The organism is Actinoplanes sp. NPDC051861 (genome assembly GCF_040681145.1).
Lineage (GTDB): Bacteria > Actinomycetota > Actinomycetes > Mycobacteriales > Micromonosporaceae > Actinoplanes.
In genome coordinates this window covers 122,286-139,781 of record NZ_JBFAYE010000001.1, presented here as the reverse complement: position 1 = coordinate 139,781, position 17,496 = coordinate 122,286, and the positions used below count along the sequence as shown (strand labels likewise).

The 17,496-nt window shown below is 71.6% G+C and carries 13 protein-coding genes and 1 riboswitch; of the genes, 6 read left to right on the top strand and 7 right to left on the bottom strand.

Annotated elements, in window-relative coordinates:
• The first annotated feature begins 1 nt into the window (after position 1).
• Complete coding sequence (locus AB0M02_RS00740; protein ID WP_364219320.1) at positions 2 to 337, top strand: DUF1416 domain-containing protein; 336 nt, start codon at positions 2 to 4, stop codon at positions 335 to 337.
• Positions 338 to 928: 591 nt separating this feature from the next.
• Here AB0M02_RS00740 and AB0M02_RS00735 read toward each other — a convergent pair.
• On the bottom strand, positions 929 to 2,191 hold the full coding sequence (locus tag AB0M02_RS00735; RefSeq protein ID WP_364219317.1) for an AI-2E family transporter: 1,263 nt from the start codon (positions 2,189 to 2,191) through the stop codon (positions 929 to 931).
• 133 nt (positions 2,192 to 2,324) lie between these two features.
• On the opposite strand from AB0M02_RS00735, the gene AB0M02_RS00730 reads away from it, so the two are divergent.
• On the top strand, positions 2,325 to 2,621 hold the full coding sequence (locus AB0M02_RS00730; RefSeq protein WP_364222425.1) for a co-chaperone GroES: 297 nt from the start codon (positions 2,325 to 2,327) through the stop codon (positions 2,619 to 2,621).
• Here the strand turns inward: AB0M02_RS00730 and AB0M02_RS00725 are convergent.
• Together AB0M02_RS00725 and AB0M02_RS00720 are read right to left on the bottom strand one after the other, a co-directional pair.
• Positions 2,612 to 4,312, bottom strand: a complete 1,701-nt coding sequence (locus tag AB0M02_RS00725; RefSeq protein ID WP_364219314.1) for a PrsW family intramembrane metalloprotease — start codon at positions 4,310 to 4,312, stop codon at positions 2,612 to 2,614. The genes AB0M02_RS00730 and AB0M02_RS00725 overlap by 10 nt on opposite strands.
• A gap of 14 nt (positions 4,313 to 4,326) precedes the next feature.
• Positions 4,327 to 5,436: an FUSC family protein gene (locus tag AB0M02_RS00720; protein ID WP_364219311.1), complete on the bottom strand. Its 1,110-nt coding sequence runs from the start codon at positions 5,434 to 5,436 to the stop codon at positions 4,327 to 4,329.
• 29 nt (positions 5,437 to 5,465) lie between these two features.
• Here AB0M02_RS00720 and AB0M02_RS00715 point away from each other — a divergent pair, with 29 nt between their 5' ends.
• Positions 5,466 to 6,104, top strand: a complete 639-nt coding sequence (locus tag AB0M02_RS00715; RefSeq protein ID WP_364219308.1) for a metal-dependent phosphohydrolase — start codon at positions 5,466 to 5,468, stop codon at positions 6,102 to 6,104.
• On the opposite strand, the gene AB0M02_RS00710 is transcribed toward AB0M02_RS00715, so the two are convergent.
• On the bottom strand, positions 6,076 to 6,348 hold the full coding sequence (locus tag AB0M02_RS00710) for a DUF4031 domain-containing protein (RefSeq protein WP_364219305.1): 273 nt from the start codon (positions 6,346 to 6,348) through the stop codon (positions 6,076 to 6,078). The two genes, AB0M02_RS00715 and AB0M02_RS00710, sit on opposite strands and share 29 nt — an antisense overlap.
• Positions 6,345 to 8,144: a glycerol-3-phosphate dehydrogenase/oxidase gene (locus AB0M02_RS00705; protein ID WP_364219302.1), complete on the bottom strand. Its 1,800-nt coding sequence runs from the start codon at positions 8,142 to 8,144 to the stop codon at positions 6,345 to 6,347. Before AB0M02_RS00705 ends, AB0M02_RS00710 begins: the two co-directional genes overlap by 4 nt.
• A gap of 109 nt (positions 8,145 to 8,253) precedes the next feature.
• Here AB0M02_RS00705 and AB0M02_RS00700 point away from each other — a divergent pair, with 109 nt between their 5' ends.
• On the top strand, positions 8,254 to 12,756 hold the full coding sequence (locus AB0M02_RS00700) for an Ig-like domain-containing protein (protein WP_364219299.1): 4,503 nt from the start codon (positions 8,254 to 8,256) through the stop codon (positions 12,754 to 12,756).
• Between the two features lie 138 nt (positions 12,757 to 12,894).
• On the opposite strand, the gene groL is transcribed toward AB0M02_RS00700, so the two are convergent.
• Positions 12,895 to 14,517, bottom strand: a complete 1,623-nt coding sequence (gene groL, locus AB0M02_RS00695) for a chaperonin GroEL (RefSeq protein WP_364219296.1) — start codon at positions 14,515 to 14,517, stop codon at positions 12,895 to 12,897.
• 383 nt (positions 14,518 to 14,900) lie between these two features.
• Between groL and AB0M02_RS00690 the strand changes: the two genes are divergently transcribed.
• Both AB0M02_RS00690 and AB0M02_RS00685 read left to right on the top strand, forming a co-directional pair.
• Positions 14,901 to 15,404 carry a GNAT family N-acetyltransferase gene (locus AB0M02_RS00690; RefSeq protein WP_364219293.1) on the top strand — a complete coding sequence of 168 codons (504 nt, stop codon included), beginning with the start codon at positions 14,901 to 14,903 and terminating at the stop codon, positions 15,402 to 15,404.
• A gap of 1 nt (position 15,405) precedes the next feature.
• Positions 15,406 to 15,846, top strand: coding sequence for a hypothetical protein (locus AB0M02_RS00685; RefSeq protein ID WP_364219290.1), 441 nt, complete (start codon positions 15,406 to 15,408; stop codon positions 15,844 to 15,846).
• Between the two features lie 216 nt (positions 15,847 to 16,062).
• On the opposite strand, the gene thrC is transcribed toward AB0M02_RS00685, so the two are convergent.
• Positions 16,063 to 17,343, bottom strand: a complete 1,281-nt coding sequence (gene thrC / locus AB0M02_RS00680; protein WP_364219287.1) for a threonine synthase — start codon at positions 17,341 to 17,343, stop codon at positions 16,063 to 16,065.
• Positions 17,344 to 17,353: 10 nt separating this feature from the next.
• Positions 17,354 to 17,490: riboswitch (SAM riboswitch) on the bottom strand.
• Between the last annotated feature and the right edge of the window lie 6 nt (positions 17,491 to 17,496).

The window sequence follows — 17,496 nt, the reverse complement described above, 5'->3', positions numbered from 1 at the left end:
CATGACTTCTCCCACCGCCAACGTCGCGGCCGGCTGCGCCGCTCCTGACCAGTCCGCGCCCCTCCCCAGCAGCGTGGACCTGGAGAAGGAGACCATCATCACGGGCTTCGTCCGTACCGGCGACGGCGAGGCCGTCGGCGGGGCGTACGTCCGCCTGCTCGACGGCTCCGGCGAGTTCACCGCCGAGGTCGTCTCCTCCCCGGAGGGCGTGTTCCGCTTCTTCGCCGCGCCCGGTTCCTGGACCGTGCGCGCCCTGAGCCGGCACGGCAACGGGGAGCTCGCGGTCGACGCCACCCGTGGTGTCAACGAGATCGCGCTGAACGTGGCCACGGCCTGATCGCTCACGCTCTGTTTTGAGTTCCACCGCTGAGAGGCGGGTCCCGTTCGGGACCCGCCTCTCGCGCGTGCGGCGGCCCGCTCGCCCCGCACCCTCGCGCGCGCGGCGGCCCCGCTCGGCCCGCACCTCTCGCGCGCCAACCCAGGCAGATCTTGGAGACTTGCGCCCGTATACGAGCCCGAACTCTCCAAGATCTCGGAACCGGCAGCGAGCCGCGGCGAGCGGGGCTGGCGCGCGGTGCGGCCCGGAGGGCGGGCGGCCCGGAGGGCGGACGACGCCGCGGGTGGGCGGGCGAGCGGCGGCCGGGCGGGCGTGCGGTGCGGCACGGCGGGCACGCGTGCGGTGCGGCGGGCGGGCGCGCGGTGCGGCGGGCGGGCGCGCGGTGCGGCGGGCGGGCGCGCGGTGCGGCGGGCACGCGTGCGGTGCGGCGGGCGGGCGCGCGCGCGGTGCGGCGGGCGGGCGCGCGGTGCGGCGGGCACGCGTGCGGTGCGGCGGGCGGGCGCGCGTGCGGTGCGGCGGGCGGGCGCGCGTGCGGTGCGGCGGGTGGGTGGCGGCGCGGCGCTGCGGAGGGGCGGGTGGCGGGGTGGGGTGTCAGGGGGGTGGGGCGGCGCCGGTGACGACGACCGCGTCCGGGGGGACCTCCGGGCGGCGCCGGGACAGGCGTCGGATGCCGGTGTTCAGGACCGCGATCAGCGGCACCGCGACCAGCGCACCGATGATCCCGGCCAGCACCACGCCGCACGCGATCCCGATGATCACGGCGAGCGGGTGGATGGCGACCGCCCGGCCCATGATCAGTGGCTGGAGGACGTGGCCCTCCATCTGCTGCACCAGGACGACCGCGCCGAGTGTGATCAGCGCGACCACCCAGCCCTCGTCCACCAGCGCCACCAGGACCGCCACCGCACCCGAGACGCTGGCGCCGACGATCGGGATGAACGCGCCCAGGAAGACCAGGGCGGCCAGCGGGAACGCGAACTCCACGTTGAGGATCGTCAGGGCCAGACCGATGCCGAGCGCGTCGATGAACGCGACCAGCACGGTCGCCCGTACATAGGAGCCCAGCGTCGCCCACGAGGCGTCACCGGCGTCGGCCAGCGACCAGCGGGCGTTGACCGGGAAGAGACGGACGACGAAACGCCAGATCTTGCGGCCGTCGCGCAGGAAGAAGAAGGTCGCGAAGATCACCAGCAGCAGGCCGGTGACCAGCTCGGCGATCGTGGCGACCGTGGCGATGCCGGTCGACGTCAGCGAGGACGTGTTCGAGTTGATCCACTCCTGGCCGGCGTCGATCGCCTGGTCCACCTGGTCGTCGGAGAGGTGCAGCGGGCCGGTGCGGGCCCACTCCTGGATCTGGCGGACACCGGCGCTGGCGTTCTCGGTCAGCTTCGGCACGCCGTCGATGAACTGGTTCACCACCAGCGTGAGCGTGCCGGCGACCGCCGCGATACCGCAGACCATCACCAGGAACGTGGCCAGCGAGCGGGGCAGGCGCAGGCGGAGCAGCCAGCCGACCGCCGGGCCGAACAGTGCCGAGAGCAGCAGCGCGATGGCCAGCGGGACGACCACGATGCTGACCGTGCCGATCACCCGCAGCACGACCCAGCCGATCACGCCGACCACGATCAGCCGCCAGCTCCAGGCCGCCGCGATACGCAACGAGTGCGGAACCTCGGCGTCGTCCTTGCTGGCCGTCGACCGGTGGACGAACTCCGGATCGGGCGCGGGCGGCAGGAACTCGTCGTTGTCGTACGGCTCCGGGGCGGGAGTCTCGTCACGAGCCGTCCGCACGGAGTCACGCCCCGCGTCGTACGCCTTCTTCAGGTTGTCCCGAACCCGTTGGAAGCGGTTCAACCGCGTACCCCCCTCGACGTCACACCATGCGCACCGATCACGGTAGTCCTCCTCGCACCGCGTGGATCGCGGCGGCGTACCGTCTGCGTTTGTGAGCGCCGAAGCCCGTACCGACACCGGATTGCCGATCCGGATGCTGCACGACCGCGTCCTCGTCCGTCAGGACGGCGGCGAGGGGGAACGCCGATCGACCGCGGGCATCGTCATTCCCGCCACCGCCTCGATGGGGCGCCGGCTGTCCTGGGCCATCGCGGTCGGTGTCGGCCCCAACGTCCGGTCGATCGTGGTCGGTGACCGGGTCCTGTTCGACCCGGACGACCGTTCCGAGGTGGAGCTGCACGGCAAGGACTACGTCCTGCTCCGCGAGCGGGACGTGCACGCGGTGGCGGCCGACCGGGTCGAGTCGGACGGCACCGGGCTCTACCTCTGATACCACCCCTGCTCGTCGGGGTAACTGTTCCGTACCGGGGGCGCCGGCGGCGCCGAACCCGGCATCGGCGGGTAAGGCGGCGGAACCGGCTGAGCGTAACCGAGCGGGTTACCAGGCGCGTAACCGGGCGGGCTACCAGGCGCGTAACCGGGCGGGTTACCAGGCGCGTAACCGGGCCCATAGCCGGGTTGCTGACCGTAACCGGGCGGGTAGCCGGGGTACCCGCCGCCGTAGCCCGCGAACACCGGCGGCGGGGCGATCCGCACCGGCACCGGCACGACCGGCTCGGGCGGCGGCGCCACGGTCCGCACCACGCCGTCCGGGAACGTGATCCGGTACGTCTGCCCGTCCCACCAGGCCTGTGGCATCTGCGGGTCGCGGCCGGCGAAGACCGACCGATACCCCGTCACGGCGGCGAGCAGCTCCTGCTCCTCGGCCGTCGCCTTCTCCCGCTCGTGCGGGTTCTCGGTGAGTCCGCGCTGCATGCCGTCCCGGAGCAGCGCCAGCCGGGTGGACGCGAACTGGAAGTTCCGCATCGCCTTGAGCCCGGCCGGACCGGCGACCCGTCTCGCCCACTGCCGGGCGGAGTGCCGGCGGCCCAGGCTGGCCAGCGAGGCCACCTCCGGCGGCGCGAACCAGCCGGTGCTCACGTAGTGGTGCAGCACCCGCTCGGCCAGCCGGCCCTCCCAGCTGCGGAGCGCGATCGCGAAGCCGACGACGGCGAAGAAGAACGGCACCATGAAGCCGAGGTAGCCGTACAGCATGATCAGGGGTTCGCCGGTGGCCGCGGAGAGCGTCGGCAGCAGGTTGAACAGGCCGTGCAGGATCATCGCGGCGAGCAGGCCGCCGATCGGGGCGAGCCAGCGCACCGTCCGGTCCGCCGAGCGGGCCGCGATGCCCAGGCCGATGCCGGCCATCGAGGTGAACAGCGGGTGGGCGAAGCCGGTGAACAGGATCCGCACGATGAAGATCAGGAAGACGTTCTGCAGGCCGGTCGCCGGGCCGTACTCGTCGGCACCCGCCGCGTAACCGTGACCGCCGAGGTAGAGCACGTTCTCCACCATGGCGAAGCCGAGCGCGGAGAGGCCGCAGTAGACGATGCCGTCGGTGATACCCGACCACTCCGCCCGGCGGCGCCAGAACAGCAGCAGCGGGCCGGCCACCTTCATCGTCTCCTCGATGAACGGCGCGACCAGCACCGCCACCAGGGCCTCCGGCAGGCCGATCTCGTCGAACAGGTACGCCGAGCCGGTGTTGACCAGCAGCGCCACGGCGGTGGCCACGGCCGCGCCCCAGGCGAAGCAGAAGACCAGGTACTTGACGGGCTCCGGTTCATACCGATCCAGCCAGGCGAAGCTGCTCGCGAGCAGCGGCACCGGCAGGATCGCCGCGGTCAGGCCGATCGCCAGGCCGGTGATGCCGATGCTGTAGCCCAGGAAGATCAGCATGCCGATCGCCGCGACGGCGATCAGCGTGATCACCGCGGTCACCGGCAGCCATCGCCGCCAGCCGATCCGGCGGCCCGGGATGGGTGCCACCGAGGCGTCGTCAGCCACCGGATAGGGCGGCACCGGATCAGCCGCGACCGTGTCCGGCCACACCTGAGTCGGCGAGGGCGGCCCGGAGCCGGGGTTGACTGCCTGAGAGGGGGCAGCCGGGTCCGACGACCCGGCCGGCGAAACGTCGGCCATGTCCGCCAGCGTAGTCAATTCGATCGCCCGGGGCGTTTACGTGCCCCGTGTGGACGTCCACGCCAGCCGATCGCATCGCGTACCTGCCGGGTGGCCTCGGCATACTCCACCCCGGTCGCCCGGAGCAGATCGGCGACCGCGGTCCGGATCTGCGCCACCACGACGCCACCGGAGTACCCGACGCCCTCCTGGTAGGCGCGACCCGACTCGGCCGCCGCCCGCAGCGCCTGCTCCCTGGTGCCGGTCGGCTCGACGCCCCGGTCCCACTCCTGGCGCAGCAGCTCGACGGCGTCGCCGAGGTGCCGGATCGACGTGGGCAGCACGTCCGGGATCGGCTCACCGTCGTCCAGCGCGACCTGTGAGCGGCGGATCATCACGCGGACGTTGCGCAGCGAGTAGGTGAGCTGCTGGGCGCCCTCGACGTACTGGGCCAGCGCGCCGCGGGTCTTCCAGCGGGCGGGCGCGAACGCCACGTTCTCGCGGGCCGCGGCTATCGCCGTACGAAATGAATCGAACGTCCCCTCCGCGGCGCGCAACCTCTCCAACGCTCCCTGAACCATTGCCGCATCGGCGGCCGCCAGGCCGGCGGCGGCGTCGTGCAACCCGCCGGAGAACGCACGCAGCGCCGGATCGGCGGCCCGGCTCACCACGGTGAGCGGATTGAGCGGCAGCAGCACGGTCATCACCGCGAGAGCCAGCCCGCCGCCGACCAGCGCGTCGAAGAAGCGGGTCCATGGCTGCCCGGTGGCCGAGGTGAGCGTCGCGACCAGGACGGCCGACGAGGCGGACTGCACGATCAGCGGCGCGCCACCGCCGGCCGCGGTCGCCAGCAGCACCGCGAGCACCACGATCACGCCGATCTGAACCGGACCGGTGCCGATGAGCAGGATGATGCCGTCACCGATGCCGATGCCCGCCGCGACACCGATCACCAGCTCGGTGGTCCGCCGCAGCCGCTGACCCACCGAGGAGCCCAGCGTGATCACGGCGGCGATCGGCGCGAAGAACGGCATCGGGCGGCCGAACAGGTCGTGTGCCACGAACCAGGCGAGCCCGGCGGCGAGACCGGCCTGCAGGGCGAGCATCAACCCTGCCCGGGTACGCGTCGCCACCAGGCCGATCATGGCTTCAACCTACGTGCCAGGATGCGAATGTGACATCGCTACCCGAACGGTTCCGGACGGCCGCCCGCGGCGCCGGCGCCGCCGCTCCCGACGCCGACCTGGACGCCGCCGCGAACTACCTGGTCGGTCGCTGGACCGAGCCGCAGCGGCACTACCACGACGTCACCCACCTGACGGCCGTGCTGGACGTGGTGGACCGCTACGCCGGCCTGGCGCGCCACCCCGACCGGGTGCGGCTGGCCGCCTGGCTGCACGACGCGGTGTACGACCCCCGCGCTCTGGGCGACGCCAACGAGCGGGACAGCGCCGAGTTCGCCGAGGGCCTGCTGAGCAGTCTGGGCGCCCCGGAGGAGGTCGCCGCCGAGGTGGCCCGGCTGGTCGGCCTGACCGCCGGCCACGCGACCGGCGAGGACGACCCGGACGGCGAACTGCTCTGCGACGCGGACCTGGCCATCCTCGCCGCCGACCCGGAGCGGTACGAGCGCTACACCAGCGCCATCCGCCGCGAGTACGCCCACGTGCCCGACGACGCCTTCCGGGCCGGCCGCACCCAGGTGCTGACCGCGCTGCTGGAACTGCCCTCGATCTACCGCCTCGACCCGCTCCGGGAGGCCTGGGAACAGACCGCCCGAGCCAACCTCACCGCCGAACTGGCGACACTCGCTTAGGCCGGCGCAGGCCCGAAGCGCGGAGCCGGGCCGCGATCTCCCGGGACGGGACGAGGGTGGCGCCGAGCCAGAGGGCGCTGTGGAAGCGGTACTCCGGTATGTCGTAGTGGTCCCGGTCGAACGCCCGTCGCGGGGAGCCCAGCATCTCCGCGAAGGCGTGCAACTCGTCGTACGAGACGTCGCTGACCAGATGTGACCAGAGGATGCCCCGTCCCGGCCAGAGCGGCTCGTCGACGAGGATCAAAGGTCGATCTCGAGCAGTTCTATCCTGCGGTCGGCGGCCAGGCCGCGGACGTCCGGTGCGCCGACGCGGGCCGCGTCGGCGGTGGCGTCGTCCGGCATGGTCTGCGACTGGCGTTCGGCGGTGACCCGGGCCAGGTAGTGCTCGATCTCCTTCTGCCGCACGGTGGCGTCCCAGCCGAGCGCGCTCGCCATGATGTCGGCGGCGTGCTCGACCGACTCGGTGCCCCGGTGCGCGGTCTCGATGGAGATCCGGGTGCGGCGGGTGAGAACGTCGTCCAGGTGCAGGGCGCCCTCGGCCAGCGCCGCGTAGGCGACCTCGGCCGCGAGGTATTCGGGGGCGCCGGCCAGCGGTGCGGCGAGCTCCGGCTGCGCGGCGGTCATGGCCAGCAGATGTACGGCCAAAGTGCCATACCTCTCCAGGAGGTGCTCGACCACGCCGGCGGTGACGCCGTGCCGCCGTGCCGTGTCCTGCCGGTCCCGCCAAGCGGCGGCGTAGCCGTCCGCGCCGAGCAGCGGAAGCTCGGCCGTCCGCGACGGGCGCACCGCACCGCCCAGCCGGCGCACCGCCTGGTCGATGACGTCGGCGGCCATCACCCGATACGTCGTGTACTTGCCGCCGGCGACCAGCAGCAGCCCGAGCATCGGCTCGACGACCGCGTGCTCGCGGGAGAGCTTGGAGGTGGAGTCCGCCTCGCCGGAGAGCAGCGGCCGCAGCCCGGCGTAGACGCCCTCGATGTCGTCGGTGGTCAGCGGCCGGTCGAGGACCGTGTTGACCTGGTCGAGCAGATATCTGATGTCGCGCGCGGAGGCCGCCGGATGCGCCCGGTCGAGCTGCCAGTCGGTGTCGGTGGTGCCGATGATCCAGTGGCCGCCCCACGGGATGACGAAGAGCACCGAGGTGGCGGTCCGCAGGATCAGGCCGGCCTCGCCGGTGATCGCCGAGCGCGGCACCACGAGGTGCACGCCCTTGGACGCGCGGACCCGGAAGCCGGGCCGGACACCGACGTCGCGCAGCATCTGCGACATGTCGTCGCTCCACACACCGGTGGCGGCAACGACGGTCTTCGCACGGACCTCGAAGTCCTCGGTGCCGGGGGCCTCGAGGTCGCGGACCCGGACCCCGACCACCTCGCGGGCCTCCCGGACGAAGCCGGTGACCCGGGCGCTGGTGACCACCGCCGCGCCGAGGCTGGCCGCGGTCCGCGCCAGGTTGACCACCAGGCGGGCGTCGTCGACCTGGCCGTCGAAGTAGCGGATCGCGCCGGCCACCCGGTCGGCGCGCAGGCTCGGGAACAGCCGCCGGGCGCCGTCGCGGGTCAGGTGCCGGTGCAGCGGCATGCCCCGGCCGCCGCCGAAGACACCGGCGAACGCGTCGTAGGCCGCCACGCCGAGCCCGTAGTAGGCGCGCTGCCAGACCCGCTGTGCCGGGTTGGCGGCGGGCAGCGGCACCAGGATCGGCACCGGGCGCACCAGGTGCGGCGCGAGGCGGGTGGCGAGCAGGCCGCGCTCGGTCAGCGCCTCGTGCACCAGATGCAGCTCCAGCTGCTCCAGGTAGCGCAGGCCGCCGTGAATCAGCTTGCTGGACCGGCTGGACGTGCCGGCGGCCAGGTCGCGCGCCTCGACCAGGGCGACTTTCAGCCCGCGGGAGGCGGCGTCCACGGCGGCACCGGCGCCGGTGACCCCGCCGCCGATGACCAGGACGTCGAACTGTTCGTCACGCAGCCGCCGGAGGTCGGCCGTCCGCCGGATCGGGGAGAGCCGGCCGGCCGAGTAGCGGGAGACCAAGGGATCACGCACCCGTCCCACGTTAGCGCCTCCCGCGTTCACCCCGGCGGGGGATTTCCCGGTCGATCCACCGTTCCCGATTCCCACCCGCACGACCGCCGATCTTTCCTAGCGTTGGTGCGTGCGCGGACGCTGCGCCGGGATTCTGTTCCTGGTCATGGCAGTGATGCTGACGACGCTGCCGGCGGGCCGGGTCGAGGCGGCGATCACGGAACCCTTCACCACGCGGTTCGACGTGAACGCCAACGGCTCGATCCTGCTGCGCGGCAACGCGAACCTGACCTGTCCGGTGTCGATCCTGACGCCGACCTGCACGGACGCGCGCACCGGCGTCGGCTCGACGGCCACCGAGGAGCTCAACGACAACGGCTATCCGATGATCTTCACGGACACGGACGGCGATCCGGCGACGTTCAACGACAGCACCGCGTCGGTCACCATGCCGGCGGGCAGCGCCGTGCTCTTCGCCGGCCTCTACTGGGGCGCCGATCCGAGCGCGGGCAATGCGGTCGCGGGCCTTCTGGGTGCCGCGGCGCCGACTCCGTCGGACAAGAACAAAGTCCTTTTTCGTACGCCGGCCGGCGCGATCTGGAACCCGATCACGGCATCGGACGTGTACACGATCAGCGCGTCCGGGCCGTACCAGGGCTTCGCGGACGTGACCTCGCTCGTGGCCGGCGCCGGGGACGGTGTGTACGGCGTCGCCAACATCCAGTCCGGCCGGGGCGCCGACCGGTACGCCGGGTGGACCCTCGTGATCGCGTACCGGAACCCGGCCGAGGACCTGCGCAGTCTCCGCGTCTACGACGGGTTCGGCTCGATCTCCTCGGGCAGCGTCAGCATCCCGGTGACGGGCTTCGAGACGCCGCACTCCGGGACCGTGCGCGCCGAGGTGGGCGCCGTGGCGTACGAGGGTGACCTGGGCAAGAGCGGCGACGGACTGCGGCTGAACGGGCAGTCGCTGAGCGACGCGGCGAACCCGTCCAACAACGTCTTCAACAGTACGGTCAGCGACGGCGGGGCGATCGTCGGCGGCCGCAACCCGAACCACCGGAACCTGTTCGGCGTGGACATCGACCAGCTCGACGCGTCCGGGGTGCTGGGCAACGCGGCCACCAGCGCGACACTGACCATGAGCACGGCCGGTGAGACGTACTACCCGGGCGTCATCACGATCGCCATCGACCTGTACGCACCGAAGATCGTCACGACGATGACCGCCACCGACGTGAACGGTGGCACGCTGGTGCCGGGCGACGAGATCGAGTACCGGATCGCGGTCCGCAACGAGGGCAACGACATCGCCGACGGTGTCACGCTGGCCGACGCGTTCCCGGTCTACACGACGTACGTGCCGGGCACGATGACGATCGCGGGCACACCGGTCAGCGACGTGGCCGACGCCGACAACGGGCAGGCCGGTGGTGGCTCCGCGGTCTTCCGGCTGGGCAGCATCCCGTACCTGGGCACCACATACGTCACGTTCCGGGTCAAGGTCGACCTCAACACACCGGCCGGGTACTCGATCAGCAACCTGGTGAACGTCAGCTACACCGGCCGGACCACCAGCGTGGCGGTGGCCGCGGCGGGCGGCACGTCGGCGACACCGGTGCTGCAGCCGTCGGCCGACGTGGCCGCGGGGCTGAGCGTGACGCCGGCCTTCGTGCAGCGGGCCTCGGCGCCGCACGCGGTGGCGTACACGGCCTCGGTCACGAACCTCGGCCCGCAGCCGGAGCCCTCGGCCCGCGCCGAGCTCACGCTGCCCACCGGGGTCACGCCGGGCCCGCTGCCCGGCACCTGCGCGGCGGCCGGCCAGGTGGTCACCTGCGTGCTGGGCCCGCTGCTGTCCGGGCACACGGCCACCGTGACCGTTCCCGCCGACGTCACCTCGGCCGCCGGGGCGGACGCGACCGCCGGGGTACGGGTCTCCGGAGCCGGCTCGGACAGCGCGCCCGGCAACGACACCGCCACGGCCACGCTGGCGGTCAACTCGCCGCCGCAGGCCACCGCGGACAGCGCCACGACCACCAACGGCGCCCCGGTCTCCGTCGACGTCCGCGCGAACGACACCGACACGGACGACGCGACTGGCGCGCTGACCGTCTCGGTACTCACGCAGCCCTCGCACGGTGCGGCGGTGGTGGTGGCCAACGGGACCGTCACATACACCCCCACGCCGGGCTGGACCGGTGCCGACACGTTCACCTACCAGGTGGACGACGGCAACGGCGGCACGGACACCGCCACCGTCACGGTGACCACGGCGAACGCGCTCCCGGTGGCGAGCGACGACGAGATCAACACGCCGCCGGCCACGCCGGTCGTCGTCGCGGTGCTGCTCAACGACACCGACCCCAACCCGCTCGACGTCCTCACCGTGACCGGGTTCGGTCAGCCGCAGGCCGGGGCGGGGACGGTCACGCAGGCCGGGCCGCTGCTCACCTACACGCCGGCGGTGGCGTTCACGGGGCGGGCGCACTTCACCTACACGGTCCAGGACAGCCACGGCGGGCAGGCGACCGGAAACGTGTACGTGGACGTCGCCAACCAGGCGCCGACCGCCGCCGACGACGCGGTCACGACGCCGTACCTCACCGACGTCCTGATCGACGTGCTGGCGAACGACACCGATCCGAACCTGCTCGGCGGCGACGTGCTGAGCATCGACACGGTCGGCACGCCGGGCTTCGGGACGGCCACGATCGACACCGGCAGGATCCGGTATCAGCCACCCGCTGGGTATTCGGGGACTGTCGTTTTCGCGTACACAATCCGTGATCTTGGTCTGGCGAACGCGACCGCGACCGTCGCGGTGACCGTGAGCAACGCTCAGCCGACAGCCGCCGATCAGGCTGTCGGCACCGCATACGGGACGTTCCGCGACATCAACGTGCTGAGCAGCGCGACCGATCCCAACACCACCGACGTGCTGCGGGTCAGCGGCACCACGAACCCCTCCGACGGCACCGTCCAGATCCTCGCGAACGGGCGGATCCGGTACACACCCGATGCCGGGTTCTCCGGCGTCGACACGTTCCAGTTCACGATCGACGACGGGCACGGCGGCACCGACGTCGGGCTGATCACCGTCACGGTGGCGAACGGGCTGCCGGTGGCCCGGGCGGACGCGGTCACGGTGCAGGCCGGAGTGCCGCTCGAGATCGACGTGATGGCGAACGACGACGACGATCCGAACGGCGATCCGGTGACCATGTCGATCACCGCCCCACCGGCGCACGGCACGGTCACCGTCGGAGCCGACCGCAGGATCAGGTACGCGCCGGGCGCGCTCGGCGCCGACCAGTTCGACTACACGCTGAGTGACGGGCAGGGTTCGTCGACGGCGACCGTGACGATCGGGGTGGTCAACTCGGCGCCGGTCGCGCGGGCCGACTCGGTGGCCACCGACACCAACGCCGCGATAACGGTCGATGTACTGGCCAACGACGACGATCCGAATGGGGACAATGTCGCGCTGGTCGGGACGACTGCGGCGGCGCATGGGACGGTGGTGCGGAATGGGAACGGGACGCTCACGTACACGCCGGTGGCGGGCTTCTACGGGATGGACGCGATCGCCTACACGATCGAGGACCCGGCGCGGCTGTCGTCGTCGGCAATTCTCACCATTACGGTACGTAATGCGCCGCCGATCGCGCTGGACGACGGGTTCGTGGTCGACCAGGGCGTGACGACGCAGCTGAACCTGCTCGGCAACGACTCCGATCCGAACGTGGGGCAGGTGCTTTCGGTGGCGTCGGTGGGCGCCGCGGTCAAGGGTGCCGTGGTCCTGCACGGGAACGGGACGGTGACGTATCAATCGGCGGCCGCGGCGGCGGGGCAGGACCTGTTCACCTATGTCGTCAGCGACGATCTCGGCCGGACGGACACGGGTTTGGTGACGCTCACGATCAATGTGGCGGTGCCGCCCGGCCCGTCCACGCCGTCAGCCGGGCCGTCCGGTGCCCCCACGGCCGGGCCGTCCGGTGTCCCGTCGCCAACTGGCGTTCCCTCGGCCGGGCCGTCCGGCGGCCCGGCGCCCAGCTCCTCCGCCGGTCCGACAGCACCCTCAGCCGGCCCGACGTCCCCCGGCGGCCCGGCTTCCCCCGGCGGCCCGACGTCACCCGGCGGCCCGGCCGGGCCCTCCTCCGGCCCGAGCTCGCCCGGCAGCCCTCGCCCGACCCCCGCCGTCCCCGACAGGGCCGCGGCGACCGACCCCGGCGCCCCGGTGGCCGTCCCGCTCCCGGCCACCGACCTCGCCGGCCGCCCGGTGTCCGTGGTCGCCGTGGGCATGCCCGCCAACGGCACTGTCAAGCTCAATGCCGACGGGACCGTCACCTACACCCCGAATCCCGGTTTCAGCGGCACCGACAGCTTCACCTACACCGTGATCGACGCCAACGGAAACGTCGCACAGGGCACCATCGTCGTCGAGGTCGGCGCGGCTTCACCGTCCCCGACGGTCTCGCCCACCGCGCCCCCGGCCCCGGCTCCAACACCGCCCCCGCCGGGCCACCTCCCGACGACCGGCCAGAACCTCATGGCCGTCCTGCGAATCGGCGCCCTCGCCATCGCCGCCGGCATAGCCCTGCACTGGGCCGCCGGAATCCGCCGCCGCCCCTGAAAGCCGCCGTCCTCGACAGCCGATGCCCCCTGAAAGCCGCCCTGAGAAAGCGCCTCAAGCCCGCGCCTCCCGAAGACGGCCCCGGAAACGCCGGAAGGGCGGGCCGCCGAAGCGACCCGCCCTCCCGAAAGACTGGACTCAGAAGTCCATGTCACCGCCGCCCGGGGCACCGGCCGGAGCCGGGGACTTCTCGGGCTTGTCGGCCACGACGGCCTCGGTGGTGAGGAACAGCGCGGCGATCGACGCGGCGTTCTGCAGCGCCGAGCGGGTGACCTTGGCCGGGTCGATGATGCCCGCGGCCAGAAGGTCCACGTACTCACCGTTCGCGGCGTTCAGGCCGTGACCCGGCTCGAGGTTGCGCACCTTCTCCACCACGACGCCGCCCTCGAGGCCGGCGTTCACGGCGATCTGACGCAGCGGGGCGTCGAGCGCGACCTTGACGATGTTGGCACCGGTGGCCTCGTCGCCGGAGAGGTCCAGCTTGTCGAACGCGGTCTTGCCGGCCTGCACGAGAGCGACGCCACCACCGGGGACGATGCCCTCCTCGACGGCCGCCTTCGCGTTGCGAACGGCGTCCTCGATGCGGTGCTTGCGCTCCTTCAGCTCGACCTCGGTGGCCGCGCCGACCTTGATGACCGCAACACCGCCGGCCAGCTTGGCCAGACGCTCCTGCAGCTTCTCACGGTCGTAGTCGGAGTCCGAGCGCTCGATCTCGGCGCGGATCTGGTTGACCCGGCCCTGGATCTGCTCGCCGTTGCCGGCACCGTCGACGACGGTGGTCTCGTCCTTGGTGATGACGACCTTGCGGGCCTGGCCCAGCAGGCTCAGGTCGGCGGCGTCGAGCTTGAGGCCGACCTCCTCGCTGATGACGGCGCCACCGGTCAGGATGGCGATGTCCTCCAGCATGGCCTTGCGGCGGTCACCGAAGCCCGGGGCCTTGACGGCGACGGACTTGAAGGTGCCACGGACCTTGTTCACGACCAGGGTGGCCAGGGCCTCGCCCTCGACGTCCTCGGCGATGATCACCAGCGGCTTGCCCGACTGCATGACCTTCTCGAGGACCGGGAGCAGGTCCTTGACCGCGGAGATCTTGCTGTTCGCGATCAGGATGTAGGGGTCGTCGAAGACGGCCTCCATGCGCTCGGCGTCCGTCATGAAGTACGCCGAGATGTAGCCCTTGTCGAAGCGCATGCCCTCGGTGAGCTCGAGCTCGAGGCCGAAGGTGTTGCTCTCCTCGACGGTGATGACGCCTTCCTTGCCGACCTTGTCCATGGCCTCGGCGATGATCTCGCCAACCGTGGAGTCACCGGCGGAGATGGAGGCGGTGGAGGCGATCTGCTCCTTGGTCTCCACGTCCTTGGCGATCTGCGAGAGACCCTCGGAGACACTCGCCACAGCGGCCTCGATGCCCCGCTTCAGGGCCATCGGGTTCGCGCCCGCGGCGACGTTGCGCAGGCCCTCACGGACCAGAGCCTGGGCCAGGACGGTCGCGGTCGTCGTGCCGTCACCGGCGACGTCGTCCGTCTTCTTCGCGACCTCCTTGACCAGCTCAGCGCCGATCTTCTCGTACGAGTCCTCGAGCTCGATCTCCTTGGCGATGGATACACCATCGTTGGTGATCGTGGGGGCGCCCCACTTCTTCTCGAGAACCACGTTGCGGCCCTTGGGGCCGAGCGTCACCTTGACCGCGTCGGCGAGCTGGTTCATGCCCCGCTCGAGGCCCCGACGAGCCTCCTCGTCGAATGCGATGATCTTGGCCATACGGCGTTGTCCTCCCGGACATCCGCGGCGCCGGGCCTGTTCGGCCCCGCTCTCCGCACGTTGAGGAACGTCTGCGGACGTCACCACCTGGCGATGTGACGTCCTCAGGCCGAGCCGGATAGCCCGCGACGACCGGCTCCGTGCCCCGGCGCCGATGGCAGCGCCGCGACCGGAACCCCACCGTCCCGACCTGTTGGCACTCACTAGCCGCGAGTGCCAAACACCTGTTTAGCACTCCCGGGTGGCGAGTGCAAGAAAACCCATCTTCCCGCGAAACCGATGCACAGGCCCGGGTTTCCGACCAAAGATCTTGATGCGCAGCTCACGACCGGTTTACGTCATCCGGGTTGCCGCACGTCACACCGGGCGGTATGGAGTACGGCATGGAGAACTGGACAGTTCGACGGGTCACCCCCGCCGACGCGGGGCGGATGCGCGCCCTGCGCCTGGAGATGCTCGCCGACAGTCCGCTCGCCTTCCTGGAGACGCTGGCGCAGGCGGCCGCCCGCCCGCACGAGAGCTACCGGCAGCGGATCACCCAGTCCGCCACCGGCCCGGACACCGCCCAGTTCATCGCCGACCCCGGCGGCCCGCTGATCGGCCACGCCGGCGGCACCACGCTCCCCGACGAACCGGGCTGCACGGTGATCTTCGCTGTCTACCTCACGCCCGCCTACCGCGGCGGCAAGGTGCTGGGCGAGCTGATCGACGCGGTGGCCGACTGGTCCGCGGCGGCCGGGCGCACCGAGCTGATGCTGGAGGTGGTGGTCGGCAACGATCGCGCCGTCCGGGCGTACGAAAAATTGGGTTTTCTCGACACCGGCGACCGGCTGCCGCACCCGACCGTGCCGGCGCTGTCCGAACTGCGGATGCGGAGGCGGATCTGAGATGAAGCCGGCGGTCCGGAGCGTGCTCACCGCGGTCAACGGAACCACCGCGGCCGGACTCCTGCTGGCCTGGATCACCGGCGCCAAGGTCCGGCGCGGGCGCGACGGGGTGCTGATCGCCGAGGGCTACAAACTGCGCATGCCGCCGGCGTCCTGCTTCACGGTCGGCTCGGTGATCCTGACGAAACGGACCGCGGAGTGGCTGCTGGCCGAGGAGCGCAGCGCGCTGCTGGCCCACGAGAGCCGCCACGCCGGGCAGTACGCCGTCCTGGGGCCGCTGTTCTGGCCCGCGTACTGGCTCGCGTGCGGCTGGTCGATCTCGGTGTCCCGGTCCTTCGGCGCCCGCAACGTCTTCGAGCGCCGGGCCGGCCTGCGCGACGGCGGATATCCCGAGGACCTGCCGCTGCGCCCATGGGTGAACCGCGCCCTGCGAAGGCGCTGAACAGGAGATTTGGTCGGGAGGACGGACGCACAGTGCCTCCGCGTGGGTCAGCACTGGGTCGTTGGGTCCCTCGGAGATTGTCGCCAATGTCCAGGTGAGGGGCCTCGTACGGCGTCACGTCCTCCCGCAGAGAGCATATTGCCGATCCGGAGATCGGAGTGCAAGTCCTCGGAGGAGGGAATATTCGACAACCGGCAGATGTCCGGTTACTGACAGCTATCCCAGCAGGCCAGCCTCGCGTGCGCCGCGCAGCGACGGCTTGATGGTGTGGGTCGGTCCAACCTGGCCGGCGACCGCGTCGAGCGTCTTCAGACCCTCGCCGGTGTTGTAGACGACGGTCTCCTTGGCCGGGTCGAGCCTGCCGCTCGCGACGAGCTTCTTGAGCACCGCCACGGTCGTGCCCCCGGCCGTCTCGGCGAAGATGCCGGTGGTCTCGGCGAGCAGCCGGATGCCCTCCCGGATCTCCTCGTCGTTCGCGTAGTCCATCCAGCCGCCGGTCCGCTTGACGGCCTCGATCGCGTACGGCCCGGCGGCCGGGTCGCCGATGTTCAGCGACTTGGCGATGCCGGTCGGCTTCACCGGCGTGATCACGTCGGTGTCGGCGTGCAGCGCCGTGGCGATCGGGTTGCAGCCCTCGGACTGCGCGCCGAAGACCGCCCAGCCGCCCTCCGGGGCCTCGGCCAGTCCGATCTCGACCAGCTCGGAGAACGCCTTGTCCACCTTGGTCAGCAGCTCACCCGAGGCCATCGGGATGACCACCTGCGCCGGGATCCGCCAGCCAAGCTGTTCGGCCACCTCGTAACCCAGGGTCTTCGAACCCTCGGCGTAGAACGGCCGCACGTTCACGTTGACGAACGCGGTGTCCTCGAACTCGTCGGTCTCCACGAGCTCGCTGCACAGCCGGTTCACGTCGTCGTAGGAGCCCTCGATCGCCACCAGGTCCCCGCCGTACACCGCGGTGGTGATGATCTTGCCCGGCTCCAGGTCGGCCGGGATGAACACGATGCTCGGCACACCGGCACGGGCGGCGTGTGCGGCCACCGAGTTCGCCAGGTTGCCGGTGGAGGCGCAGGAGAAGCGGTTGAAGCCCAGCTGCTTGGCCGCGGTCAGCGCGACCGAGACGACCCGGTCCTTGAAGGAGTGGGTCGGGTTCTGCGAGTCGTCCTTCACCCACAGCGGCGCCCGCAGACCGATCGCGGCGGCCAGCTGGGGCGCACTCACCAGCGGGGTCAGCCCGGGGTCGAGGGTCACCCGCGCGGCTGGGTCCTGCCCGGCGGGCAGCAGCGCCGCGTAACGCCAGATGTTCTGCGGACCCGCCTCGATCTGGGCCCGGGTCACCCGCGCGAGCGCCGCCTCGTCATAGGCGACCTCGAGCGGGCCGAAACACTCGTAACAGGCGTGCTGCGCGGCCAGCGGGTACTGCGCACCGCAGGCGCGACAGATCAGGCCCGTGGCGGGCGACTCGGTGGCAGTGGGTGCGCTGACGGTAGACGTCATCGAGGGGTTCCTCTCATCTTTCCCCGCGGCGACCTGCCGAAACGGGGACGGAATTAGCACCTGCCACGCTTGGTCTCTCCCTCGAGACATGCGTAGTGGTTGCCGGGGCGTCAACGGGCCGTATCCCTCAGCCCCTCTGGATGAGGTATTCAG

What these genes read in the sequence shown, in the direction of transcription:
- AB0M02_RS00740 (WP_364219320.1), top strand. Translation starts at nt 2, where the DNA reads ATGACTTCTCCCACCGCCAACGTCGCGGCCGGCTGCGCCGCTCCTGAC.
- AB0M02_RS00730 (WP_364222425.1), top strand. Translation starts at nt 2,325, where the DNA reads ATGCTGCACGACCGCGTCCTCGTCCGTCAGGACGGCGGCGAGGGGGAA.
- AB0M02_RS00725 (WP_364219314.1), bottom strand. Translation starts at nt 4,312, where the DNA reads ATGGCCGACGTTTCGCCGGCCGGGTCGTCGGACCCGGCTGCCCCCTCT.
- AB0M02_RS00720 (WP_364219311.1), bottom strand. Translation starts at nt 5,436, where the DNA reads ATGATCGGCCTGGTGGCGACGCGTACCCGGGCAGGGTTGATGCTCGCC.
- groL (WP_364219296.1), bottom strand. Translation starts at nt 14,517, where the DNA reads ATGGCCAAGATCATCGCATTCGACGAGGAGGCTCGTCGGGGCCTCGAG.
- AB0M02_RS00690 (WP_364219293.1), top strand. Translation starts at nt 14,901, where the DNA reads ATGGAGAACTGGACAGTTCGACGGGTCACCCCCGCCGACGCGGGGCGG.
- AB0M02_RS00685 (WP_364219290.1), top strand. Translation starts at nt 15,406, where the DNA reads ATGAAGCCGGCGGTCCGGAGCGTGCTCACCGCGGTCAACGGAACCACC.
- thrC (WP_364219287.1), bottom strand. Translation starts at nt 17,343, where the DNA reads ATGACGTCTACCGTCAGCGCACCCACTGCCACCGAGTCGCCCGCCACG.